At 64.1% G+C, this 24,899-nt stretch carries 22 protein-coding genes; 11 read left to right on the top strand and 11 right to left on the bottom strand.

The window, feature by feature from the left end:
• Positions 1-45: 45 nt before the first annotated feature.
• Together HV770_RS22935 and HV770_RS22930 are read left to right on the top strand one after the other, a co-directional pair.
• On the top strand, positions 46-687 hold the full coding sequence (locus HV770_RS22935; RefSeq protein ID WP_175163259.1) for a cytochrome b/b6 domain-containing protein: 642 nt from the start codon (positions 46-48) through the stop codon (positions 685-687).
• Positions 684-1,484, top strand: a complete 801-nt coding sequence (locus HV770_RS22930; protein ID WP_175163257.1) for a molybdopterin-dependent oxidoreductase — start codon at positions 684-686, stop codon at positions 1,482-1,484. Before HV770_RS22935 ends, HV770_RS22930 begins: the two co-directional genes overlap by 4 nt.
• 31 nt (positions 1,485-1,515) lie before the next feature.
• On the opposite strand, the gene HV770_RS22925 is transcribed toward HV770_RS22930, so the two are convergent.
• Entirely contained in the window at positions 1,516-2,484 is a 969-nt protein-coding gene (locus tag HV770_RS22925) for an AraC family transcriptional regulator (protein ID WP_175163255.1), read from the bottom strand.
• Between the two features lie 320 nt (positions 2,485-2,804).
• Between HV770_RS22925 and HV770_RS22920 the strand changes: the two genes are divergently transcribed.
• Complete coding sequence (locus HV770_RS22920; protein WP_175163254.1) at positions 2,805-3,857, top strand: NAD(P)-dependent alcohol dehydrogenase; 1,053 nt, start codon at positions 2,805-2,807, stop codon at positions 3,855-3,857.
• 753 nt (positions 3,858-4,610) lie between these two features.
• Complete coding sequence (locus tag HV770_RS22915; protein ID WP_175163252.1) at positions 4,611-5,567, top strand: LysR family transcriptional regulator; 957 nt, start codon at positions 4,611-4,613, stop codon at positions 5,565-5,567.
• A gap of 42 nt (positions 5,568-5,609) precedes the next feature.
• Here the strand turns inward: HV770_RS22915 and HV770_RS22910 are convergent, their stop codons facing one another.
• Together HV770_RS22910 and HV770_RS22905 are read right to left on the bottom strand one after the other, a co-directional pair.
• Complete coding sequence (locus HV770_RS22910; RefSeq protein WP_175163250.1) at positions 5,610-6,752, bottom strand: nucleoside hydrolase; 1,143 nt, start codon at positions 6,750-6,752, stop codon at positions 5,610-5,612.
• Between the two features lie 95 nt (positions 6,753-6,847).
• Positions 6,848-7,906, bottom strand: coding sequence for an SDR family oxidoreductase (locus HV770_RS22905; RefSeq protein WP_175163247.1), 1,059 nt, complete (start codon positions 7,904-7,906; stop codon positions 6,848-6,850).
• Between the two features lie 133 nt (positions 7,907-8,039).
• On the opposite strand from HV770_RS22905, the gene HV770_RS22900 reads away from it, so the two are divergent.
• On the top strand, positions 8,040-8,948 hold the full coding sequence (locus HV770_RS22900) for a LysR family transcriptional regulator (protein WP_175163246.1): 909 nt from the start codon (positions 8,040-8,042) through the stop codon (positions 8,946-8,948).
• Between the two features lie 282 nt (positions 8,949-9,230).
• Here HV770_RS22900 and zwf read toward each other — a convergent pair whose 3' ends face one another.
• The 5 genes from zwf to HV770_RS22875 form a co-directional block, all read right to left on the bottom strand.
• Positions 9,231-10,712, bottom strand: coding sequence for a glucose-6-phosphate dehydrogenase (zwf, locus tag HV770_RS22895; RefSeq protein WP_175163244.1), 1,482 nt, complete (start codon positions 10,710-10,712; stop codon positions 9,231-9,233).
• Between the two features lie 447 nt (positions 10,713-11,159).
• The gene (gene lhpI, locus HV770_RS22890; protein WP_175163242.1) at positions 11,160-12,089 is read right to left on the bottom strand and encodes a bifunctional Delta(1)-pyrroline-2-carboxylate/Delta(1)-piperideine-2-carboxylate reductase; all 930 of its coding nucleotides are present in this window, start codon (positions 12,087-12,089) and stop codon (positions 11,160-11,162) included.
• 372 nt (positions 12,090-12,461) lie between these two features.
• A complete protein-coding gene (locus HV770_RS22885; RefSeq protein ID WP_175163240.1) occupies positions 12,462-12,713 on the bottom strand; it encodes a hypothetical protein in 252 nt (83 codons plus the stop codon).
• A 149-nt stretch (positions 12,714-12,862) separates the two neighbouring features.
• Positions 12,863-13,501: a C39 family peptidase gene (locus HV770_RS22880; protein WP_175163238.1), complete on the bottom strand. Its 639-nt coding sequence runs from the start codon at positions 13,499-13,501 to the stop codon at positions 12,863-12,865.
• 25 nt (positions 13,502-13,526) lie between these two features.
• Positions 13,527-14,867 (bottom strand): NAD(P)/FAD-dependent oxidoreductase, encoded by a 1,341-nt coding sequence (locus HV770_RS22875; RefSeq protein ID WP_175163237.1) that lies wholly within the window; start codon positions 14,865-14,867, stop codon positions 13,527-13,529.
• A 272-nt stretch (positions 14,868-15,139) separates the two neighbouring features.
• Between HV770_RS22875 and HV770_RS22870 the strand changes: the two genes are divergently transcribed.
• The 3 genes from HV770_RS22870 to HV770_RS22860 all read left to right on the top strand — a co-directional run bounded on the left by HV770_RS22870 (position 15,140) and on the right by HV770_RS22860 (position 17,945).
• A complete protein-coding gene (locus HV770_RS22870) occupies positions 15,140-15,394 on the top strand; it encodes a helix-turn-helix domain-containing protein (RefSeq protein WP_175163235.1) in 255 nt (84 codons plus the stop codon).
• 2 nt (positions 15,395-15,396) lie between these two features.
• The gene (locus HV770_RS22865; protein WP_175163232.1) at positions 15,397-16,737 is read left to right on the top strand and encodes a type II toxin-antitoxin system HipA family toxin; all 1,341 of its coding nucleotides are present in this window, start codon (positions 15,397-15,399) and stop codon (positions 16,735-16,737) included.
• Positions 16,738-17,090: 353 nt separating this feature from the next.
• Positions 17,091-17,945, top strand: a complete 855-nt coding sequence (locus HV770_RS22860) for a helix-turn-helix domain-containing protein (protein ID WP_175163230.1) — start codon at positions 17,091-17,093, stop codon at positions 17,943-17,945.
• A gap of 120 nt (positions 17,946-18,065) precedes the next feature.
• On the opposite strand, the gene HV770_RS22855 is transcribed toward HV770_RS22860, so the two are convergent.
• A complete protein-coding gene (locus tag HV770_RS22855; RefSeq protein ID WP_175163228.1) occupies positions 18,066-19,895 on the bottom strand; it encodes an ATP-binding response regulator in 1,830 nt (609 codons plus the stop codon).
• Positions 19,865-20,395 carry a putative pterin-binding protein gene (locus HV770_RS22850; protein WP_175163225.1) on the bottom strand — a complete coding sequence of 177 codons (531 nt, stop codon included), beginning with the start codon at positions 20,393-20,395 and terminating at the stop codon, positions 19,865-19,867. The genes HV770_RS22855 and HV770_RS22850 overlap by 31 nt, the downstream gene beginning before the upstream one ends.
• A gap of 277 nt (positions 20,396-20,672) precedes the next feature.
• Between HV770_RS22850 and HV770_RS22845 the strand changes: the two genes are divergently transcribed.
• The gene (locus HV770_RS22845; RefSeq protein ID WP_175163223.1) at positions 20,673-21,620 is read left to right on the top strand and encodes a phosphoribosyltransferase; all 948 of its coding nucleotides are present in this window, start codon (positions 20,673-20,675) and stop codon (positions 21,618-21,620) included.
• 40 nt (positions 21,621-21,660) lie between these two features.
• On the opposite strand, the gene HV770_RS22840 is transcribed toward HV770_RS22845, so the two are convergent.
• Positions 21,661-23,343 carry an ATP-binding domain-containing protein gene (locus HV770_RS22840; protein ID WP_175163222.1) on the bottom strand — a complete coding sequence of 561 codons (1,683 nt, stop codon included), beginning with the start codon at positions 23,341-23,343 and terminating at the stop codon, positions 21,661-21,663.
• A 167-nt stretch (positions 23,344-23,510) separates the two neighbouring features.
• Between HV770_RS22840 and HV770_RS22835 the strand changes: the two genes are divergently transcribed.
• On the top strand, positions 23,511-24,137 hold the full coding sequence (locus tag HV770_RS22835) for a glutathione S-transferase family protein (RefSeq protein ID WP_175163220.1): 627 nt from the start codon (positions 23,511-23,513) through the stop codon (positions 24,135-24,137).
• A gap of 189 nt (positions 24,138-24,326) precedes the next feature.
• Positions 24,327-24,890 carry a Fur family transcriptional regulator gene (locus HV770_RS22830; RefSeq protein WP_175163218.1) on the top strand — a complete coding sequence of 188 codons (564 nt, stop codon included), beginning with the start codon at positions 24,327-24,329 and terminating at the stop codon, positions 24,888-24,890.
• Positions 24,891-24,899: the final 9 nt, after the last annotated feature.

Here is a 24,899-nt window from a genome sequence, read left to right as displayed (position 1 = left end):
TGACGACGCGGCTTTCCAGTTCCCGTTCGCGTGTCCTCTTCGCTCATGTCCGAATCGCAAGCTCGCCTGATCGTTCACCCGCTCGTCGTCCGCGTGACGCACTGGATCAATGCGTTCGCGATGGTCTGCATGGTGATGAGCGGCTGGGCGATTTACAACGCGTCGCCCTTCTTCCCGTTCACATTTCCGGCGTGGGCGACCGTCGGCGGATGGCTGGGCGGCTCGATCGCCTGGCACTTCGCGGCGATGTGGCTGCTGTGTGCGAACGGGCTGCTGTACCTGGCGTACGGCATGGGTCGCGGGCATTTGCGCCGCAAGCTGCTGCCGGTCTATCCGCGCGAGGTCGTGCACGACGCGGCGTTGGCGCTGCGCTTCAAACTGCCGCACGATACCGGCAAATACAACGCGGTGCAGCGCGCGCTCTATCTGTTCGTGCTGTGCCTCGGCGTGCTGCTGGTCGCGTCGGGACTGTCGATCTGGAAGCCGGTGCAATTCTCCTGGCTGACCGCGCTCTTCGGCGGCTTCGATTTCGCGCGACGCGTGCATTTCATCGCCATGGCGGGCGTGGTCGGCTTCGTCGTCGTGCATCTGGCGCTGGTACTGCTGGTGCCGCGCACGTTGCTGCCGATGCTGAGCGGACGCGCGCGTCGCGCCCACGGTACTGCGCATGAAAGGACTCAGGCATGAGCGCATCCAAACCTACCCGCGCTACCCGCGCCACCGACGCCACCGACACCCGGCCGGCGCGGCTCGTTCTCGCCGATCATCAGCCGCAAATCGAGCGGCTGCAACGGCGGCTGTTTCTGCGCTCGTCGCTGTCGATCGGCGCGCTCGCGATGCTCTCGGGCTGCAACATGCAGGACAACGATTCCGTCGACAAGGTGCTGTGGGCGATGTCGCGCTGGAACGATCGCGTCCAGGCGTGGCTGTTCGACCGTAACAAGCTTGCGCCGACGTATTCGGCGCGCGAGATCACCGATCCCTTTCCCTTCAACGCGTTCTACCCGGAGTTCGACGCGCCGGATATCGACGGTTCGACGTATCGGCTGGAAGTGTCGGGACTCGTCGCGGACAAGCGCACCTGGAATCTCGATCAATTGCGCGCGTTGCCGCAAGCTTCGCAGATCACGCGCCATATCTGCATCGAAGGATGGAGCGCGATCGGGCAATGGCGCGGTGTGCCGTTTCGCACGTTCCTCGAACGTATCGGCGCCGATCTGAATGCGCGCTATGTCGGCTTCAAATGCGCGGACCGCTATTACTCGAGCCTCGACATGGCGACGGCGCTACATCCGCAAACGCAATTGACGCTCGATTTCGGCAACGCGCCGCTGCCGGCCAAATACGGCTACCCGCTGAAGCTGCGCGTGCCGACCAAGCTCGGCTTCAAGAACCCCAAGCATATCGCGGCGATCTTCGTGACCAACACGAATCCCGGCGGCTATTGGGAGGACCAGGGCTACAACTGGTTCAGCGGCTTATAAGCGAGCGCGCCGCACCACTACCCTGATGCGGCTAGACGGCGGTGACGTAGCGCGCGACCGGCTTCAGCAGGCGCGGCGGCGGCGCATCGTAGACGGTGCGCATGCGTTTGACTTCGTCGACCGGACTCAGGCCGAACAGGCGCTTGAACTCGCGGCTGAATTGCGACGCGCTCTCGTAACCCACGCGCGCTGCCGCTGCGCCCACATTCAAACCATCCTGCACCATCAGCAAACGCGCGTGATGCAAACGTGTGGTCTTCACGTATTGCATCGGCGAGGTCGCCGTCACGGCTTTGAACTGCGCATGAAACACCGCGAGACTCATGCCCGCTTCGGAGGCGAGCATATCGACGTCGAGTTGTCCGTGGTAGTCCGCATGAATGCGGCGCAGTGCCTTTGCAATGCGACCGAAATGATTCTGATGCGTGAGCGCCGCGCGAATCGCGTCGCCCTGCTCGCCCGTCAACACGCGATAACAGATTTCTCGCACCACGCCGGGCGCGAGAATGCGCGCGTCGAGCGGCGAGGCCAGGGCGTCCATCAGACGCTGCACCGCATTGCATAGCGCCGGGTCGAGCGGCGTCGAATAGATGCCGACCGGTTCGTTCTGCGTGGCGCCCTGCGTCTCGTTCAGCGCCATCAACAACTCGGCAACCATGGTCAGATCGACCCGAATCGAAATCGCGAGAAACGGCTTTTCCACACTCGCCTCGGTCTCGCATTCGAACGGCAGCGGCACCGACAGCACGAGGTACTGCTGCGCGTCATACTGGAACACCTGATCGCCGAGAAAGCCGCGCTTGCGCCCTTGACAAACAATCACGATGCTCGGCTCATACATGACCGGCATGCGCGGCATGGGGCTGTTCGCGCGCATCAGGTTGACGCCTTCCAGACTCGAACGCGTGATGCCCGGATTCGGCGCGAGCACCTCGAACAAATCGAACACGCGCTGTTGCGCGGGATCGGCCAAGACGGGTTCAGCAGAACGGGTTGACATGACGGTATAGTGACGAGCAAGAGAATAATGCTTGAAATTTAGCATCAAACAGCCTATCGCGCTTCCCGCCAGGAGTTTTAGGCAAATCTTCAAGACGTTCAGGTATTCCCGCACTCGCGCTCGGGTCCTATGATGGGAACCCTGCCGGATCATCCTTTTCCGCGCTGTGCCGGGCTCGGTTGCCAATTCAACGCTTCGGCGGACTCGTCAACCACTGCCGGCGCTGTGATCCCGGTCTCTTGTCAGGGTTAGCCGCATCGGCAACACGCGTTGCCTATCGCCGGCGCCTTGTGCCATCACCCTCTTTGCTGGAGCTACCCATGAGCACGACTTATGCCTATGCAGCGACCGCCGCTACCGCGCCGCTCGCCCCGTTCGAAATCCAGCGCCGCGAACTGCGCGCCCATGACGTGCAGATGGAAGTCCTTTTTTGTGGCGTGTGCCACTCGGACTTGCATCAGGCGCGCAATGAATGGCAGAACACGGTGTTTCCGGTGGTGCCGGGCCACGAGATCGTCGGCCGCGTGACGGCGGTGGGTTCGGACGTGACGAAGTACAAGGCGGGCGACCTGGTCGGCGTCGGCTGTCTGGTCGATTCGTGCCGCACGTGCGCGAGTTGCGAGGAAGGTCTCGAACAGTATTGCGAAAACGGTTTTGTCGGCACGTATAACGGTGTAGACCGAGTCGACGGGCAGATCACGTACGGTGGCTACTCCACGCAACTCGTGGTGGACGAAGCATTTACGCTGCGCGTGCCGGAGAATCTCGACCCGGCGGGCGTCGCACCGCTGCTGTGCGCGGGCATCACGACGTATTCGCCGCTGCGCACGTGGGGCGCCGGTCCTGGCAAGAAGGTCGGGGTTGTCGGCCTCGGCGGCCTGGGCCACATGGGTGTGAAGCTGGCGCGCGCGATGGGCGCACATGTCGTGCTGTTCACGACGTCCCCGTCGAAGATCGAAGACGCGAAGCGGCTGGGCGCGCACGAGGTGGTGATTTCGAAGAATCCGGAAGAGATGGAAGCGCATGCGAACAGCTTCGATCTGATTGTGAATACGGTGGCTGCGCAACACGATCTGAATCCGTTTTTGAATCTGCTCAAGCGGGATGGGACGATGACGCTGGTCGGCGCACCGGAGCACGATCACCCGTCGCCGCAGGTGTTCAACCTGATCATGAAGCGCCGCCGTCTGGCGGGGTCGTTGATCGGGGGGATTGCGCAGACGCAGGAGATGCTGGACTTCTGCGGGGAGCATGGGATTACTTCGGATATTGAATTGATTCCGATGCAGCAGATCAATGAGGCTTATGAGCGGATGCTGAAGAGTGATGTTAAGTATCGGTTTGTGATTGATCTGGATTCGTTGCGGAAGTAAGTGTTTTTTGCCCGCGCAGCGGTTGGTTTTTGCGCCTGCTGCGCGGGCTTTTGTTGGAACCAGTTTTTGTTGTTTTGCCTGCTTGGCGTTTTGGTTGTGCTAGTCGGGTGTTGGCCTTTCCTTGAGTTCACGGTGGTCTATTAGCGTTGCCCCTGTGCGGGGCGGCACCTACTTTCTTTGCCGCCGCAAAGAAAGTAAGCAAAGAAAGCGGCTTCACACCGCTAATTTTTAAGCGGGTCCCCTGGCTTGGAGGGGGCAGTGGTACATCTGGAATCCGTGCACTCGCACATTCCACCCCGGTGACAAGGCAGTCATTCTTCCGGCGGCGCTTCGCGCGCCGCAGCGGTACTTCACTGAACCTTTGGAGTATTCGGCGCCTCATCGAGGCGGGTCGACCCCTTTTCGCCACCAGGAGAACCACCCACGGGTTTCCCTGGCATACCCGTCCGCGACGCACGCAGTGCGGAGTGGGAGCGGATGACGGCTTTGTCACTTACGCGGAATGCGCGAGCGCTCCGATTCCAGATGCGCCACTGCCCCCTCCAAGCCAGGGGACCCGCTTAAGAGTTAGCGGTTTGAAGCCGCTTTCTTTGCCTACTTTCTTTGCGGCGGCAAAGAAAGTAGGTGCCGCCCCGCACAGGGGCAACGCTAATAGACCACCGTGAACTCAAGGAAAGGCCAACACCCGACTAGCACACCCAAAACGCCGAGCAGGCAAAAAAACACCCTAAAACCTCGACTGGAGTCTGCACCGTGATTGACAGAATAACTGCAATGCGCACATTCATCCGAATCGTGGACACCAACAGTTTCACCCGCGCAGCGGAATCACTAAACATTCCCCGCGCGACGGCGACCACCATCGTCCAGAATCTGGAAGCGCTGCTGGGCACGGCACTCCTCGCCCGCACGACGCGGCGCCTGAGCGTCACCGCCGAAGGCGCCGCCTACTACGAGCGCTGTGCGCAAATCCTCGCCGACATCGACGAAATGGAAGCCAGCATCCGCCACGCAACCGACAACCTGACAGGTCGTCTGCGCATCGAAATGCCCGGCGCCGTGGCAAGCGCCATCGTCCTCCCAGCACTGGACGACTTTCACACCCGCTACCCGAATCTCGATCTGGCGATCGGCGTGAGCAACCGCACGGTCGATCTGATCTCCGAAGCGATCGACTGCAGCATCCAACTCGGCGAATTGCCCGACTCGAATCTGGTCGCGCGCCAGCTCGGCACGCTCGAACACGTAACCTGCGCGAGTCCGGCCTATCTGGCCCGTTATGGCACGCCCGTCGCGCTCGACGATCTGCGCGGACACGTCGCCGTGAATTGCATGTCGCCGCACAACGGCCGCGAAGTGGATTTCGATTTCGAGGTGGACGGCGAGGCGCTAAACGTCAAAGTCGACGGCTTCGTCAAGGTCAGCGACGAGCAGGCGTATCTCACCTGTGGACTGCAAGGGCTCGGCCTGATCCAGCCCGCACGGATCGCCGCCCAGCCCTACCTCGATTCGGGCCTGCTGCGCGAAGTCCTGCCGCAATGGAAGCCTGTGCCGATGCCGGTCTCGGTTGCCTATATGAAGAATCGCCGCGTGTCGCCGCGCGTGCGGGCCTTCGTCGACTGGCTCGCGGAGTTGTTCGAGAAGACCGAACACGTCGACCAGGATCTCTCGCGTGTGCGTCAGTTGTTGCGCGGCCTGCATCCCGCCTGAGGCGGGGTGACAGCCAGGCGCGCGCAGCGCGAATGGGCGCGTTCAGTTCGATAGCGTGACCGGCACCGGCCGCGTCAGCAGATCGACATAGAAATTGAAGAAGCTCGGATTGTCGAAGCGTTTGACGATCGTCATCTTCTGCAAACCCGCTGGCGGCGAACTCGTATAACCCATTGCCTTGCCGTCATTGGCGCCGAAGCTCGTATCCACGTCCACCCACTCGTCCACCGTTTGCGTCGCGAACGAAGGATGCATCAGATACGCGAGCGTCAACGTGTCCCAGATGTTCGTCGTGTAGTTCGGGTTCGTCTCGAAGCCGTTCTTGCCGTCGAAACCATAGCCATTCAAGATCTTGAACAGTTGCGTGATGATGGTCTGCTTCGTCGGATCATGCGCGACGCGGTCGTACAGCGTCTTGTCCATCTTCACAGTGTTCGTCACGTCGAGCGGCACCACCACCTGTTTGACCGGCAGATGCAGCACGGCTTTTGCCGCTTCCGGATCGAACCACCAGTTGAACTCGGCGCTCGGCGTGGTGTTGCCCGGCACGTCGACCGCGCCGCCCATGTAAATGATCTGCTTGATCAACGGCACGATCTCGGGATGCTGGCGAGTGGCGAGTGCGATGTTGGTCAGCGGGCCGATCGCAAGGATCGTCACCTCGCCGGGATACTGCTTCACCGAATCGACGATGAAATCGACCGCGCTCTTGCTCTGCACCTGGGTATGGGTCGCGAAACCGTCCGGTGGTGCGATGAGGTCGCTATCCGAGGTGGGCTCGGGCGTGCTCCACGCGCCGAGATAGCCGTCGCCGCCGGGGAATTGCGCGAGTTCGGCCTGAATCGTCGCGAAGTCGTGCGACAAGGCGTAATTGGCACCTGCATACACGCCGATCTGCTTCTCGACGCCGAGGCGCTCGACCGATTTCAACGCGTCCGCGACGCCCTGCTTTAGCCATTGATTTCCGGACACCACGGTAATGCCGAGTACTTTCAGCGAACCTTGCGCCTGCAATTGCGCCGCCATGACGCCGAGTTGGCCGTCGTCGCTCAGCGTGTTGTAGTCGCTGTCGATAATGACTTTGGGTGGACTGGCGGCCGTGAGATTGTCGCCGCCGCATGCAGGAATGGCCAGAACGGCCGCCACGATTGCCATGCACTTCAATGCCACGAGCACTCGCCTCATCGATGTCTCCTTTTATGCCGCTGTGCCACGCGTATAAGGAGGCCCATCATAGACGTAAAGCGGATGAAATCAAATCGTCATGCTTATTGAATTGCTCATGGAATCAGCTTGCGGCGGCGCAGATCGTCGAAGAGGCCAAACAACATCGCTTCCGTCTCGACGAATTCGTGAAAGCCGAAACGCCGTGCTTTCGAACCGTCACCGAACATGTCGTAATCCCACGAGAAAACGAAGTCGGCAAACCGCCATGACGATACGTCCTGATAGGCAACGGGATGCAAGCCGTGCTTGTGCGTCATCGCAGTCCACAACGGCGCCTTGTCGGCCATGACCGTATCCAGTGACAGCGGCAGCGGCGGCGCCACGTCGAGTTCAAAATAGCGGGCGATCTTCGGCCACATGTCGTTCCAGCGGAACAGGTCGCCATTGCCGATGTTGAACGCCTGATTCGCGGCGCGCGGCTCGGTCGCGGCCCACACGGTCGCGCGCGCGAGCAGCCCTGCGTCGGTCATTTCGAGTAGCTTGTCGTAGGCGCCCGGTTTGCCGGGAAAGCGCAACGGCACGCCGAGTTCTTTCGACATCGATGCATACACGGCGATCGCCACCGCCAGATTCATCGGATTGCCGAGCGCGAATCCGCCCACCACCGCCGGACGAATCGCCGACCAGTGCCAACGCTTGTCCGCCTGGCGCGATTCGAGAAAGCGCTGCTGATCGAACATGAACTCGGGAGGCATGAAGTGCGCGTCGTCTTCGCGCGCCGGCGTCTTGAAGGGACCGAGATGGCCGCCGTACACCTTATAGCCCTGCATCAGGCTCACATGCTGCAAACCCGTCGCGACCGGCTCGATCGCATCGAGCGTGTTGACCAGCATCGCGAGATTCGGCGGCACCAGTTCGGCCCAGCTCGGGCGGTCCTGATAGGCCGCGTAGAACACGTGCGTGACGTGATCGAGGCCGCGCAGTTTTGCGCGCGCGTCGGCCGGATCGAGCAGATCGACCGCGATGTATCGCACCTGCGGGCTCGTCTCGCCGCCGCGACGCGCGAGGCCGATCGCCTCCCAATCGTCGAGCGTGGCGAGATGCTCGACCAGATTGCGCCCGATCACACCTTGCGCGCCCACCACCAAAGCCACTTTCTTCGTTGCGTTCATTGCGACGCCCCTGATCGTTTCGTTCATTGCGACGGCGCGCGTCGTGCATGCCGTCCGGTCAATGAAAGATATCGGCGCCACCGCGCTTTCGGTAGACTGCCCGCTGGCACATCACCTGTGAATTCAACTCACGATGGCACGTTTGGACGTGAACCGCTCCGGCGAACTCGAAGTGTTCGTGCGGTCGGTCGAACTAGGCGGCTTTTCGGCGGCCGCGCGCGCGTTGGGGATGACGCCCTCGGCCGTCAGCAAACTGGTGGCACGGCTCGAAGCCCGGCTCGGCGCGCGGCTTCTCAATCGGTCCACGCGCAATCTGCAACTCACGCCCGAAGGCTGTGTGTTCTATGAACGCGGCGTGCGCGTGCTGGCGGAGCTCGACGAAACCGAGCGCGGCGCGGCTCTCGGCGCGACGCCGCGTGGCCGTCTGCGTGTGCATGCGAACGTGCCGCTCGGGCGGCACTATCTGCTGCCGCTCGCGCCCGCGTTTCTCGATGCGCATCCCGACATCACGCTCGACATCGTGCTGACCGATCAGGTGGTCGATTTGCTGGAGCAACGTACCGACGTCGCGATTCGCAGCGGCCCGCTCAAGGATTCGCAACTGGTCGCTCGCAAACTCGGCGACGCCGGCATGGTGATCGTCGGCGCGCCCGCGTATCTCGCGCGTCACGGAACGCCAGGCACGCCTGCGGATCTGCACGCGCACAACCGGCTCGGCTTCGGTTTCGCGAGAGCGGCCAACGGCTGGCCGCTACTTGACGAAGACGGCCGCAGCATCGATGTACCCGTCGAAGGCAATGCGCTCGTCAGCGACGGCGAGACGCTGCGTCAACTGGCGGTGGCCGGCGTGGGGCTCGCGCGGCTCGCCTCGTTTCAGGTGCGCGACGACGTGGCGGCGGGCCGCCTTGTCGTGCTGCTCGATGCATTCAATCCCGGCGACACGGAACCGGTCAACGTGCTCTATCTCGGCCAGGGCGGCCACTTGCCAGCACGTGTGCGTGCCTTGCTCGATTTTCTCGTGCAGCGCATGCAGATCGACTGATACGGATGACTAATGATTGAGTACCGAGCCGCGGCACGGCAAAACCGGTCGCGGCTTTTGACGCGCGTTGGCGCATTCACTCATGCGCGAGCCTGACATAAGAGATGCGCCGCCAGAACGGCGACGCGTACTGCCTGATGGGATTAACCGCTGGCGAGCCTGCGGCGATGAATCCGAACATGCAGGGCCTTTACCCGGACCCGGCAGCCCCTGAACCACACACACGCGCTACAACGACGCTTCAAAGAACGTTGCAGCGCCCGCCTTCCTGCAAGCGTCGATTTACTGCGACTCTTCCGCCCACACGGCATTCTCACGCGCCATCAGCGCTGTCGATGCCGCCGGCCCGAACGTGCCCGCCGTATAACCGCGCGGTTTGTCGCCCGACTTGGCCCAGCCAGCCAGAATCGGCTCGGCCCACGCCCAGGCGGCCTCGAGTTCGTCGCGCCGCATGAAGTGCGTGAGGCGCCCGCGGATTACGTCGATCAGCAAACGCTCGTACGCTTCCGCGCGACGCTCGGTGAAGGCCTGCTGCAAATCCAGATTCAGATTCACCGGCAGCATGTGCATGCCGCTACCCGGCTCCTTCGCGAGCATCTGCAACTGGATCGACTCTTCCGGCTGCAACTGGATGACGAGACGGTTGCCGTAGTTGCGTCCACCGCTCGGAATGATCGAGAACGGCAGTTCGGAGAACTCGATGACGATCTCCGATACCTTTTTCTGCATCCGCTTGCCAGTGCGCAGGAAAAACGGCACGTTGGCCCAGCGCCAGTTGTTGATATGCGCGCGCAGCGCGACGAACGTTTCGGCGCGGCTGCCCGCCGGCACGTTGTCTTCTTCCTGATAGCCCTTGACCGCCTCGCCGTCCACCGCGCCCGCGGTGTACTGGCCGCGCACGGTATCGCGAGCGATGTCCTCGGGCGTCATCGGACGCAGCGAGCGCAGCACCTTGAGTTTTTCGTCGCGGACCGCGTCCGGGTCGAGCGACACCGGCGGCTCCATCGCGACGATGCACAGCAGTTGCAGCAGGTGGTTCTGCACCATGTCGCGCAGCGCGCCGGTCTTGTCATAAAAGCCCGCGCGGCTGCCCACGCCGACCGTCTCCGCGACCGTGATCTGCACGCTCTTGATGTACGGCGCCTGCCACAGCGGCCCGAAGATCGCATTGCCGAAGCGCAGCACCATCAGGTTCTGCACGGTTTCCTTGCCGAGGTAGTGGTCGATCCGGTAGATCTGCGCTTCGCTGAAATGCTTGCCGACCGCCGTGTTGATCTCCTGCGCGGACGCCAGATCGTGGCCGAGCGGCTTTTCGAGCACCACGCGCGAATTGTCGTCGACGAGCCCCGCCGACGACAGGTGATCGCAGATATGCACGAACAGATCCGGCGACGTCGCGAGATAGAACACGCGGCGCACGCCCTCGCGCGACGCTTCCTTCAGACGCTGATAGTCCTCGGCTGAATCGACGTCCATCCGCACGTACTCGAACAGCGCGAGGAATTTGTCCCAGGCGGCGGCGTCGAACGCCTTCTTTTCGATGAAGGGCTTGGCCTTCAGCTCCATAAATTCGTTGATGTACTCGTCACGCGACCAGGGCTTGCGGCCGATCGTGAGAATGCGGGTATCCGGCGGCAGATTGCAGTGCAGATGCGCCATGTACAGCGCGGGCAGCAGCTTGCGAAACGACAGGTCGCCGGTGCCGCCGAAGATGATCATGTCGAGCGGCAGGTCGGGTGTGGCTGAAGCGTGTTGGGTCGTCATAGCGCGGTCGCAGCGTCGTGATGGAGGAGGCGTCGGTCAAGGGGCGGAAAAGCGTGGGCGAGACGCCCGCGCCGGCGAACCGGCGCTTTTTTCCAGCAAACGCCTATGGTGCAACTTTTTGGGATTGTTTGCACGGCAACATCTGCCCCACGTTGGCGCAAGATGCCAACCCGAGGTGGCAGAGGACTGTTTTCTATGGTTTTTGTGCGGGTGGGAGGCAGGTTGATTGCGGAAGCCTTTCGTGCGGTTTTCGTTGTGTGCTGTTCGCGCGAGGTTTTCTTGCGGGGTCTGGCCGCGCGCCCTTTCCGCCAATTCGGCTGCGTGCATCGTGCGCAAGTCCTCCTGGGGGGCCTTCGTACAAGGCTCACTCGCGAGGAAGCTCTCACCCCTGCTCTGCACGCCCGGCGTAAGAGCTTCGCTTTTCGATCCAGCCGTTTCTCCGACGCTTCAGCCGCCTGATAACGCCTCGCGTGCGACCCGGCACGCCGCCAGATCCCACGCCGCGCAGCCGACGCTTTTGAAAACCACCGGCTTGTCCGGTGACACCCGCACCGCCCGCTCCAGCACCGCGGCGATCCCGCCGACGGTCGCCCAATCCACGTCGGCCTGGATGAAGTCCCCGGCCTCGTGTTTCGCGCCGGCCGGATCGTCGACGAAAAGCGCGCTGGCAGCGATGGTGCGCGCACCGATCTCAACCATTTCCGGCGTGAACGCGCCGACCCCGATCACGAGCCGCCCGGCACGCGCCGCTTCGTCATAGACCGGCTGCTTGCTGGTGGTCAGTGCGATCACCACCTCGACCGACTCGGGAATCGCCGCGCCGGTGAGCGGCTGCAGGTCATGCGCGCTGCCACGATGCGCGGCGCAAAACGCTTCGGCTCGCGCGGGCGCACTGCCCTTCACCAACACCCGCGCGTCGGGAAACAACTCGCCGATCGCCTGCAGGTGGTTGAGCGCCTGCGTGCCCGTGCCGATCAGCAGGAATTCGCGCGGCGCGCTCGTGGCGAAGGTCTCGACGCCCAGCATCGACATCGCCGCGGTACGGCGGCCGGTCACGGTCGGGCCGTCGAGGACGAACAGCGTTTCACCGGTGTCGGCGTCGAAGGCCATGACCTGGCCGTGGATCGTCGGCAGATTGCGCGGCCCGTTGCTCGCGCACACGTTGACCAGCTTGTGGATCGCGAGATCGGGCGCAGTGGCCGGCATCGACAGCATGATGCCGCCCGCGTTGAGCGGCACCACGAGCCGCTCGGGACTCGCAATGCGCTGCTGCGCGTAGTCGATGCTCGCGCGCCTGAGCGCATCGACGAGCGCCGCATACGGAATCAGCCGCGCGGTTGCGGCGGCATCGAAAATCTGCGTGGTCGGGCGGGTCATGAGCAGTCGTTCCAATCCTTGGTGAAGGGTTGAGGCCGGTTTCGGGCGGGATGCATGGACGAGTCGTCAGCTAGCGGACGCGTTCGCGCCATGACGGCAAGACGTCACCGTAACCGACCGTGGCGACATTGACCAGTCACGCCGAAAATGCCCGCAGCCTCGCGTTCGAGTGGGTATTGAGTTTGGCGATAAGGCGATGCAGAGGGACGCGCTCGGTCCGAGACGAAGCACGGCGAGCGGACGCAGCGCACGCGGCAACCGCATCTCGAACACGCTATGGACATGCCGCGCTCGACACCACCCTCCAGCCCACATCAAAGCCAGCGCGCTAAGCCCTTCGCAGGACGTCCAACCCGCGAGATCCTTCGACCGTCACTGCGACGCGCTCTTATCCTCGGCTTTCTTGCCGCCCTTGAACATCGCGCGACACGCCGGGCTGAGTTCATCGATGTGCTGCTTCATGCAGGCGGTGATCTTGTCTTCATTGGGAATATGGGCTGCGCAGAAATGCATCGCGTCGCCACGGCAGGCTTTGGTCTGTTCGTCGCGACTTGCGGCATTCGCCGAGGTGACCGCGCCCAAGGCGACAAGGCTGGCGACAAGCAGGCAGTAGGTTCGTTTCATGGGCAGCTCCGATCTCGCAAAGGTCGGAGAATCGCCAGCAGAAAACGGGCCCGATCACGGCGCGAGGCGGCTCGCGAGTTGCATGGGCCGCCGGACGACCAGCCGGCCACTCAACGCGGGCGACTGACATCCGCCCTCACCAGGCGCCCCTAACGCGCGGCCCGGCCAAGCGTCATCCCGCGCCCGGCATAGAACCGCTTCATCGTCTCGAACGGCAGATACACATCGGCCTGATACGGCGCGATACCGGAAGGGTTGTGGAACCATACGCCGCCGCGATCGCGTCCGTGCAGCAGGATCAGATGACCGCCCCGTCGCTGATTCGGCCGGTCGGGATAGCGGATCTCGGGGCTCACGGAAACGATCGCCAGCGTATCGGCGTTCATTCGCGCGGCGATCTCCTCGAGCGGCGCCTGCGGCAGCACCTCGACCTGAATGCCGAATGCGTCGCCTGCCCACCCGGCAAACGGCCGGTAGATCAGCCCGTCGACGCCGCCGTCGTCGCGCACGCGGTACACGCCATGCCGCAAGGCGTCGTCGAGCAGCGCGGCGCGCGGCGCGTGCCCGATACGCCAGTAGTCGAGCGCGGATTCGAGGCACGCCAGCCCGCACAGGCGTTTGGCCCAGAAACGGTAGCGCTGCGGATCGGCGAAACCGCTGCGCTGCCAATGCGGATCGTCGCACGGGTCGCCCCGCTGTTCGACGATGTGCGCAACCCACTCGGGGCTGCCCCATTGCGTGTAGTACGGCACGTTGGCGTGGCGCAGAGTCGGTTCGTGTTCACTCATGGGTCGGGTGCAAGGTTGCGGGCGTTTACAGCATGCTGCGGGGGCGCTGCATCGTGCCGTCGAAGAAACGTTGCAATCGGAACGCCGAAAGATCGAGCGAGGCCGCGCCGCCGTCGTTCATCTCGGCGAGCAGCTTGCCGACGATCGGCCCCATCGCGAAGCCGTGCCCGCAAAAACCGGTGGCGATCGTCAGGCCCGGCGCCTGCGACGGTGCATCGATCACCGGAATGCCGTCGGGCAGCACGTCGATCAGACCGGCCCACGACTCGACCACCTGCGCGTCTCTCAGCGCCGGGAACAACGCGCGCAGTTTTTTCAACGCGCGAGGCGCGTGGCCGACGTTCGGCGGCGGCAGCGGATCGCGCGGATGCAGCACGCGCTCGCTCTGCGGCACACCGCCCGGCAGGCGCTCGCGCAGATCGCGCAGACAGGCGCCGTTCAGATGGAAGCTGAACTTCGCGCGCTGCTTCCACAATTCGGGCAAAAACCACTTGAGCGCGCGGAAATGGCCGAGCGTCATGTCGACATCGACCTGCATGTCGTCGGCCAGATTGATCGCGCCGTTCGCGCGCTGGCGCACGCCGAGGCCGTGCCCCCAGAACGTGGATGCAGTGATGCGCGGCAGGGGGTTGGTGCGCATGCAGGTGCCGCGCACCGCCTGTTGAGGCAATTCGAGGCCGAGCGTGTCGAGCAGCCGCCAGCTGCTCGCGCCCGCCACGCAGATGAACCGCGAGGTGCGCACCGTGCCGCGCTCCGTGACCACGCCGGCAATCGCGCCGCCCGCGCGTTCGACGCCGAGCACGCCGCAGCCTTCGAAAAACAGCGCGCCGGCTTCGGCGGCCCGCGCCGCGAAGGCGGCTGCGGCGCGGCGCGGTTCGGCCTGGCCGTCGCTCGGCGTATAGAGGCCGCCGAGCGCGGGGCCGTGCATGCCGGTCACGACCGTGTCGATCTGCCTGCGATCGAGCGTGCGCGTGTCGAGTCCGTACTGACGCGCCACATCCATCCATTGCTGGAACGAAGCCCAATCCTCTTCATCCGACGCAACATAAAGGCAGCCGCCTTGCCGCCATTCCAGATCGAAATTCAGCTCTCGTTCGAGTTCTTTCCACAGCGGGATGCTCGCCATCATCAGCGGCACTTCGGCGGCTTCGCGGCCCTGCTGGCGCACGAAACCCCATGCGCGCGACGATTGCTGCCCGGCGATCCGCGATTTGTCGAGCACCACCACCGACAAGCCGCGCTGCGCCAGATAGTAGGCAGCCGCGCAGCCCATGATGCCGGCGCCCGCGATCACCACGTCGGCATGGCTCGGGAACGGTTGGTCGGCAGAGGTGAAGTTCGAGTGCAGCGGGTAAGTCGTGGTCATCGGGCAGGCGGGTTTTAAGTGTGGGCGTCATCTTCGCAGGCAGACGCAGTGTCCGCAATGCCGTCGCGCCGTCGCGGGTGTGGCGTACGCAGAAGCTTGGGCGCAAGCGCGGTGAGCCGGACACTCAGCGCGATGCAGCACCATTTATTCGTCTCACAGATATTTGCAAATTATTCGTTTAACAGATATTCGAAAAATATTCGCCAGGCGAATATTTGACAAATATTCGTTGGACGCATAAATTGCATTTATCCGTCTCACAGATAATCGGTATGCTCCACCTCATCGCCACGCCGGATCAGATGGGCCAGTTGCTCGCCGCCAGCCGGCGGCAAGCCGGCCTCACCCAGGCTGAGGCCGCCGCGCGGCTCGGCATCAGCCAGAGCCGTATTTCGGCGCTGGAAACCGATGCTGGCGCACTGACGCTCACACAATTGCTCGCGCTTTGCGGCGTCTACGGCCTGCAATTGCAGCTGCGCGACAAGAGCCAGCCAGTGCCCGAGCAGGCGCCGATCGTCGAGTGGTGACCATGGCCCGGCAAACGCATTCACGGGCGCTGTCGGTCTGGGCCAACGGCGAGCGCGTCGGTGTCTGGCGCCTGCCCGCGCGCGGCCCCATGGAGTTCGCCTACGATCCCGCGTGGGCCGCGTCGCCCGCCGGCCGGCCGTTGTCGCTGTCGCTGCCATTCACGCCGGGCAACATGGCGCAAAAAGGGCATCGGGTTCTCAACTACTTCGACAATCTGCTGCCCGACAGCGACGCGATCAGAAAGCGCATCGCCCAACGCTACCAGACCGAAACGCTCGATGCGTTCGACCTGTTGCAAGCCATCGGCCGCGACTGTGTGGGCGCCGTCCAGTTGCTCGCCGAAGATGACGTGCCGACCGGCGTCGAGCGCATCGAGGGCACGCCGCTCACGGACGGCGAAATCGAGGCCATGCTGGCGCGGACGGTCGGCAATCCGGCGCCCGGCGCGCCCGACGACACCGACGACTTCCGCATCTCGCTCGCCGGCGCGCAGGAAAAAACCGCGCTGCTATGGCACGACGGCAAATGGCAGCGCCCGCACGGCGCCACCCCTACCACGCATATTTTCAAACTGCCGCTCGGCCTCGTCGGCAACAAGCTCGCTGATCTCAGCACCTCGGTGGAAAACGAGTGGCTGTGCCTGCGGATTCTGCGCGCCTACGGCCTGCCGGTCGCGAACGCGGAGATCATGACGTTCGGCAAGCAGCGGGTTCTGAGCGTCGAGCGATTCGACCGGCAACTACATTCGAGCGGGCAATGGCTGCTGCGTCTGCCCCAGGAAGACTTCTGCCAGGTGTACGGCGTGCCGTCGCATCGCAAATACGAAAACGAAGGCGGCCCCGGCATGCTCGATCTCGCGCGGATTCTGCAGCAATCGGTGCAAGCGCGGCAGGACATCGAAACCTTGCTGGCGAGCCAGATTCTGTTCTGGATGCTCGCGGCGCCCGACGGCCACGCGAAAAACTTCAGCATCCGCCTGCTGGCGGGTGGCCAGTTCCGCATGACGCCGCTTTACGACGTGATGTCGATCTGGCCGGTGGAAGGCAACGGCCCGAACCAGTGGTCATGGTTCAAGGCGAGACTCGCGATGGGGATGTGGTCGCGCAGCAAACACGATGCGTTTCGCGACGTGCAACGACGCCACTTCAACACGATGGCGCTCAGATGCTCTCACGGCGCGGACGCCGAGCCGCTGATCCAGCGGCTGATCGCGCAGACGCCCGAGGTGATCGCGCGGGTGTCGGCGGAATTGCCCGAGCGCTTTCCTGGCAAGGTCGCCGAGCGGATTTTCAAAGGACTGAAAGACTCCGCGGCGAAGCTTGAAAAAATGCCGGCGGCGTAGGGGGGCGACGGCCTTCCCTGTTGGCGCGCCGCTCCGGCGCTCGACCGATCCCGCGGCGCAACGCCGCCGCCCATCCCGCGCGCCGACACCTACTCCCATGCATTTTCTGCGATACGGCACTGTTTCCCCGGTAAAATACATTTATGCCGAATAGATAAAAATTGCCCGAATGCCGATTTAGCCGTCGCACTGCCGAGTTCGACGGTGGTCTTACAAAACACGAATCGCGACAAATTTTTACGGTACATTGCGATCCCCCACATAGCCGGTCAATGCGCACCGAATGTGCAGGGTCGCACTGCGCCTGTCGTATCGCACCCAGTACTCTTTAAGACGGCGGATTCTTACGCAGTATGACCAACGAAACACACTCACCTGACTCCATCGCAGTCGCCGAGCGCGTGCGCGAGTTGATGAGCCGGCATGGCATCGGCAAGCGCCAGCAGACCACGGAGCTTTGCCGCATCCTCGATCTGAGTTTTTCCCAGGGACATCGCAAGCTGCGCGGCAACAGCCCGTGGACCCTGGCGCAGATCAAGAAAGTCGCCGAAGTGTTCGGCGAACCCGCCGCACAGTTGTTCGGCGCGCAATCGCTCGATCCGGGCATGGTCGGCGCGATCGCCCAGGAAGCCGTGTTCTGCATCGGCGCGATCGAACTGGCGTGCACCGCGTGGGTCGGCGCCGCGCTCGAACCGGGCAGCCGCCCGGAATTCGTTGCGTATTCGAAGCTCGGCCAATGGCGCGTCGCGCGCCACGACGGCACGCTCTACCAAAGCGCGTACGAGGTCCACAAGATCGAGATCTATCCGCGCCGCGCCGAGACCGACAAGCCGACCATCGCCGTGGTCGACGACGATCAGGCCAGCGCCGACAATCTGCGCGACTATCTCGAGCGCAGCGGGTTCGCGGCGGTGGCGATCTACGGACTCACGGCCTTCGCCGAACAATTGCAAACCCAGGTGTTCGACGGAGTCGTGATCGACTGGCTGTTCGGCGCGCAAACCTCGGCGGCCGCGATCCGCGCGGTGCGCGCGTCGGAAAATCCGGACGCGCCGGTCTTCGTGCTGACGGGCGAATTGCTGACCGGCAAGGCCAGCGAATCGGAGATCAGCCAGGTCATCCGCGATTACGACGTCGCGTGCTACGAAAAGCCCGCGCGCATGGCGATTCTCGTCGCCGACCTGTCCAAGCGGCTGAACCGTCCATAACAACGGCACGCAAGCGGGCGAAAACCGTGCCGTCTGGCGGCTGAAGGAGTGCGCTCAGCTTGATGCCCCGCTTTCGCTGCCGCGCCACGCACCGGCACATCATGTGCCGTATCCCGCCCGTCACACTGCATGCCGCGCAGCCAACGCCCGCTGCAACGCGCGGCGCAAATCCTCGTAATGGACCGGCTTTAACAACGCCTCGAAGAACGGCTGCGCGCCACGCCCGTCCCCCGCCTCCGGCGCATACGCGCTGACCACGATCACCGGCGCCTCCGACGACGGCCCGCCGCGTCGCGCGAAGTCCGCGAGAAAGGTGTACCCGTCGCGCTCCGGCATATGCAGGTCGAGCAGCACCACGTCGCAGCGGTGGGTGCCGAGCCAGGCAAGCGCGTCGTCGGCATTGGCGAGCGCATGCGCGTCGAAATTCATATGCACGACCATTTCGCTGAGCGACTCGCGAATCAGCCGGTTGTCATCGACGATCAGCACGCACGGCCGCGCGTCGCCCGACGGCGTCTGCGCGGCCACGGCCGGCGCGGCGGCCGCGACCGAGGTGGTCGGAATCGTCACGGTGAAACTCGTGCCCTCGCCGACCGTGCTCGCCACGTCGACCGTGCCGCCGAACAGTTTCACCAGCCCCTGCACGATGGTCAGCCCCATGCCCGCGCCTTCGAAGCGGCGCGTGCGCGACGCGTCCAGTTGCGTGAACTCCTGGAAGATCAGTGGAATCTGCGCCTGCGACACACCCGGCCCGGTATCGCTGACCACGAAGATCAGCACGCCCGGCTGCTGCCGCAACTGCACGCGCACTGTGCCGGTCTCGGTGTAGCGGATCGCGTTGGTGACGAGGTTGTTGACGATCTGGCGAATCCGGTGCGGGTCGGAATCGACCAGACCGCTCATCCCGTTCGCCTCGCTTTCGAGCTTCAGACCGCGCGCGGCGGCCGACATCGTGTGCTCGTCGATGATCGACGCCAGCAGTTCGCGCGGCTCGAAATGCTCGTGACGCAACTCGAGCTTGCCGGCGCCGAGGCGCGCGTAGTCGGTCAGGTCCTTCATCTGCGCTTCCAGATGACGCGCCGCGGTTTCGAGCCGCTGGATCACCTTGCGGTCGGCCTCGGAGTGATAGTTGAACCCCAGCAATTCGATCGACGACACGATCGCATGCAACGGCGTGCGCAGTTCGTGGCTGATCATGCCGAGAAACGCGTCCTTCGCGAGACTCGCCTCGCGCGCCGTGCGGCTCGCCTGGTGTTCGGCTGCGAGCGCCGCATGCTGCTGCTGCATCAGCCGGGCGCGGCGCCGGCCATTGAGCACCAGCAACAGCGTCGCCGCCGCCGACAGCAACAGCAGCAGCAGGCCGCCCGCGAACAGCATGCGCCGCTTGTCGATGAAGTCGCGGTTCAGCGCCTCGCGATCGGCGACGTCGGCGAACCGCCGGCTCAGCGCGAGATCGTTGACCTGGTTCCAGTGCTCGCGCATCTGCGCAACGATCCCATTGGCGCGCTTGCGGTCCTGCGGCAACGCTTCTACCGCGGGTTCAATGTCGCCGAGCAAACGATCGAGCGACTGGATTTCGTCGAGCTGCCGTTGCAGCAACGCGAGTTGCGAGCTCAGCCGGCGCGTCGAGCCGGCCATCACGTGCAGCTTCGATTGCAGCAACTGGAAACGCAGCATCAGCCGCTCATAGTCGTCGTCGTCGCCCGACTGGTAGAGCAGCAACTGGTTCTCGAAGCGCGCGTACGCGATCTGCAACTGCGCGGCGTCCCAGTAGAAACCGTCGTAGGTGCCGATCAACTGCCCGGTGGCGCGCGGGTTCAGCAGATTCGCGTACAGCAGATAGCCGATCGCGCCGACCGGCGCAGCGAGCGCGGTCAGCCAGATCAGCACGTAGAGAACACGGCGCCACGAACGGCGCACTATTTGACGATGAGGGCCTTGATCTGCCATACGAATTTCGAATCGCCCAACGCGCCCGTGATTTCAGTGGGGTAAGCATCGCGCGGATAGATAAGGAACAGCGGCCCGAAGTCGCTGATCTTCAGACGCTGGCCGTTCATGCTGTACGCAACCACGACGCCATAGCGATTGCCATCCGACACCGGCACGGTATACGTGTAGTCGTCGAACGTATGGAACTCGAGCTGGGTGCCATACGCTCCGACGGTTTTCAGAATATCCGCGAGCAGCGGTCCTGTGAAGGTCGAGCGCGGCGTCCACGTGGTCGAGGTCGTGATCGAATGGACCGGCAGTGCGAGCAGTTGGGCCTCGGTGAAATGATAGGTGTGGTGTGACGCATCGGTGGTCTTGCCGATCTTGCCCTGCACGTCGAGCACCAACGGCGCCGCCGTCTGGGCCTGCGCCGCCCATGCGGCAAGCGCGAAGATCAGGCCTGTCGCCCAGCGCGCGCGCCCGGGCGCGCTTCTATTTTTTTGCAGCTTTGCAATCACGGTTGGTCACCTGCGTTCTTATCTGTTGTCTTTTGCTTGCGGGCGGCGCGACGCTATGCCGACGCGATCCGTCGCCGCCCCTGCCCATTCTTCGTCCGGCCCAGCCTCGCTCTGGCGATATCCACGCCGACGATGCGTCGTCACCCTGAGGTGCGATCTTTGAACCGCATGCATAATATCGTCAAAATTCTTTGCCTCACAAAACGAGGACGCGCCACTGCGGCGAGCCGCGCGTCCCGCAGACACTCGCCCTACGCGCCGCGACGCCACGAGAGTTATGAACAAGCCGGTTTTGCCTCTGACGTACGAACAACTCGATCACTGGATCGAATCGCTGCAGCCTGCGCTGCTCGCGGAACGCTTCACGATGGCGATCGGCATTCTGCGCGGCGGCGCGCCCCTCGCGCTGATGGTGTCACATGCGGTCGGCACACCGGTGGCGTTCCTGCGCTACGACCGCCAGTCGCGCCTAGTCGCGTGGGATTCGACGCTGCCGATGCCGCCCGCGGGCGCGAAAGTGCTGCTGTGCGAAGACATCGCGGGACGGGGCTTCACGCTCACCGATTGCATCGCATTCCTGCGCGAGCAGGGGCTCGACGTCAGAACGCTGACCGGCGCGGTGGACGACCTGAGCCGCACGCAACCCGACTACGCGATCGACGCGCGCGGCTACTTTGCGTTGTTCCCTTGGGAGCGTCAGGCTTACACCGAGCGTTATCGCGAGGACTGGCAGCGCGTCGAAGCCGGCGCCGCGCCGGCGATGGCCGACGATCACGAGTACACGACGTACGCGATCGACCTCGACGGCATTCTGCTGCCCGACGTGCCGCTCGCCCGCTATGACGACGACCTCGCCGCCGCGCTCGTCGAGCGCGATGCGCTGCTGCCGTTCGAGGTGCTGCCCGGCATCGATCTGCAACGGGTTCGCACGATCATCACGGGCCGTCCCGAGATGGATCGCGCGCGCACCGAGGCGTGGCTCGCGCGGCACGGCTTCGGTCATATGCAACTGGTGATGCGCAGCCCCGGCGCGCACGACGAAAGTCCCGCCGGCGCGGCTGCCCACAAGGCCGGCGCGGCGTTGCGCGGCGGCGTCACGCATTTCGTCGAGAGCGATCCGGTGCAGGCGCTGCTGATCGCCCAGCAAGCACCGCTGTTGCGCGTGATCTGGTGGGATGCGCTCTCGCGCACCGGCATGCTGGTGGGCGCGCGTGCGTGGAGTTGATTAAACGGTGGCGCGGCGCACGAAGCGCGCCGCCCGGCCGCTAACCCTCCCTAACCTCCCGGCTCTCCTTCCCATCGCGCAGCCGCAGATGACGCGCGGCCCGCTGCGACGCGACGACGATCAGCTTCATCGTCGCGCGCGTGGCGCCGACAAACAGCTTGCGCGCGATACGCTCGTCGAAGATCTCGAAGTCGACCTCGGTGAAAATCACGCACGGCGCCGCCTGCCCCTTGAAGCGATAGATCGACTCGAACAGCACGTCACCTTCGCGATACTCCGGGTTGCCGAACAGATCGTACTTGCCGGTGAAACTGCGTAGCCGATGCGGGCCGAGATGATCCAGCGCGGTCATCGCCGAGCCTTCGCGGCCGCGGAACGACAGCACCACGATGTCCTGCTTGCGAAATCCCAGCGACAACGCCTGCGTGATCGCGCGCTTGGTGGCCTCGATGCCGGCCTCCGCGTGCGCGTCGTCGTAGACGGAGAGCGAAATATCGGAGCCGTCGAACGGACTGCCCGAGGCCAGCGCCGCGGCGAGCGGCACCGACGCGCCGACCACGTCGCGCACATAGTCGAGAATGTCGCGCGGGCTGCGATAGTTGGTGGTTTCCTTCAGTGTGGTCCAACCGGGTAACGCGACCGGCTCGCGCATATACAGATTCTGCAGCGGATCTTCGAGCCACCACCACGCGGCGCCGGGACGCAACATCCGCTCGAGCGCGGCGACCCAGGGTTGCTGAAAGTCCTGCCCTTCGTCGACGATCAGTACGTCGAATTGCCAGCGCGGCGCGATCGGCGTATCGGCGAACATCGTCTCCAGTTGCTCGAACACCTGGCCGGACTGGAAATCCGGTTCGCGGCCCGCGTCGCGCGCGATCCAGTCGCACAACTGGTGATAGTTCGCGACCTTCGCCTCGGGTGGCGCCACCCGCCCGATGTGGTCCGCCAGCGGCCGGTTGAAGCACACGTATAAAGGCCGCTGGCCGAGCGCCACGGCGTCCTTCATCACCTGCACCGCGAGTTGCGTCTTGCCCGAGCCGGCCGTGCCGATCACGCGCAGCCGGAACGGCGAGAATTCGAGCCGCCGCGCCCACGTCGCGAGCCCGCCCGCGAGACGCGTGACGAGCGTGCCAGCCTGGCCGACCAGCGCGCTCGCGTCCGGCGTGAGCGCGAGTTCGTCGGCGAGAAAGTGATGGATCTTCGATGCGCACGCAAGGCGCGGCTCGTCGGCCGGCAACGCTTCGCGGATCACCGCCGCGAGCCGATCCTTACGCGTCGCGTCGACGATGCGCGCCGGATTCACCCCGGCAATCGCCGCATCCTTGACGATGTGATCGGGGCAGTACAGCAGTTCCTCGACGAAGTAGGTGCCCGCCCCGAACGCCGCGGTGAAGCGCCGGTGCAAACCTTCGATGGTATGCGCGAGCGCGATCGCTACATTGCGCTCGGTTTGCAGATAGACCTTGACGAGCCCCTTCGGCGTTTCACGCAGGAAGCCCGTTTTCTGTTCGACGATCATCACGCGCCCGGCCGGGCTGACGATCACGAAGTCGGCCTCGCCGAACACCGAGAAATTCTGGTTCAGACGCGTCCAGTGGACGCCGTGATAGACCGTATAGTCGGCGGGCAGCGCCTCCTCCAGCAATGCGAGCGTTTCGCGTTCGCGGGCCGCTGCGCCGGTGGCGGCGAGGCTCTTCCAGTCGTCGGGGACAATGCGGGCCATGCGGTGCCTCGTCGTAGTCAGGTGCGGTCATTGTACGCAACGGGCAACGCGCCGGCGGCTTCGTCAGCGGCTCTGCGCGGCGCGCAATCCGCACGCATCGTGTATCGTTGGGGCTTGAACGCCGCGGACCGCGCGGCTTGCCAACTGTAAGAAAAAGGATTGACCGGATGATTACGATCTGGGGACGGGCCAATTCGGTCAACGTCCAAAAAGTCTTGTGGTGTTGCGACGAACTGGTGCTGCCGTACGAACGCATCGACGCCGGCCTGGCATTCGGCCGTAACAACGAGCCAGACTATCTCGCGATGAATCCCACGGGCAAAGTGCCGACCCTGGTCGACGACGACTTCGTGCTGTGGGAATCCAACTCCATCCTGCGCTACCTCGTGCTGCAATACGGCGAGGCGAGCCTGCTCTATCCGTCCGAGCCGAAACAGCGCGCGAGTATCGACCGCTGGCTCGACTGGTCGCTCTCGACCTTGCAGCCCGCCGAGCGGCCGGTGTTCTGGACCCTCGTGCGCACGCCGCAGGCACAACGGGATACCGCCCGACTCGCCGCCGATATCAACGCGGTCAGCCTGCTGTGGCGCATGCTGGACACGCATCTGCAGGGGCGCTTTTTTCTCGAAGGCGAGAAGTTCACGCTGGCCGATATCGTGATCGGCGCCTACGCGAAACGCTGGTTCGGCCTGGACGGCGTGGAGCGCTCGCCGCTGCCGAATCTGGAGCGCTGGTATTCGCGCATTGCGACCCGCTCGGGTTTCAAGAAGTACGTCGACTTTCCGTTGACTTGAGCTGGTGGACGGGCGCTTGTCCTGCTTATCCGGCCCGTTGCGCCTATCACGCTTGCCACGCTGTACCGGCGCTCGCAGGCCGCGCCTGCGCCCAGCAGCCGGTGTCAGCACTCGCGCCAATGTCTTGCCCCGACACCCCGGTGAGGCACGCCGCCTACGGCGAGCCCCGCGGGCCTTTATAATCGACGCATGAAGACCGCCAAGCCCGCCGCAACCGCCGACCAGGCCGCCCCCGCCCACTCCGCTCATGCTCATGAGCCGGCGCACGCCCATTCGCAGGAAGCCGCGCTGACGCTCGCGGATCAATATTGCCGCGAACGGGGCGAAAAACTCACGCCGATTCGCCGCAAGGTGCTTGAACTGTTGTTGAACTCGGGGCGCGCCACCAAAGCCTATTCGCTGCTAGACGAGATGCGCCAGATTCATCCCGGCTCGGCGCCGCCCACGGTGTACCGGGCACTGGATTTTCTGCTGTCTGCCGGGCTCGTGCATCGGATCGAATCGATCAACGCGTTCACCGTCTGCCATGATCTGACGCAGTGCCAGCACGGCATCCTCGTGGTCTGCCAGCAATGCGGCAGCGTGACCGAGTTGCATCAGCCGAAGCTGCGCCAGGCGCTGGTCGCGCAGATCCAGGACGCGGGTTATCGGCTCGCGAGCGATGAAATCGAATTGAAGGGATTGTGCGCCGCCTGTCAGGCAGCCGAAGCGTCGGGCGCGGGCGCCTCGATGCCCGTCGCCGTCGCGAAATAACGGCGTGCC

This window comes from Paraburkholderia fynbosensis (assembly GCF_902859935.1).
Classification (GTDB): domain Bacteria; phylum Pseudomonadota; class Gammaproteobacteria; order Burkholderiales; family Burkholderiaceae; genus Paraburkholderia; species Paraburkholderia fynbosensis.
The sequence above is the reverse complement of the archived record's forward strand: the minus strand, read 5'-3'. Positions and strand labels throughout refer to the sequence as shown.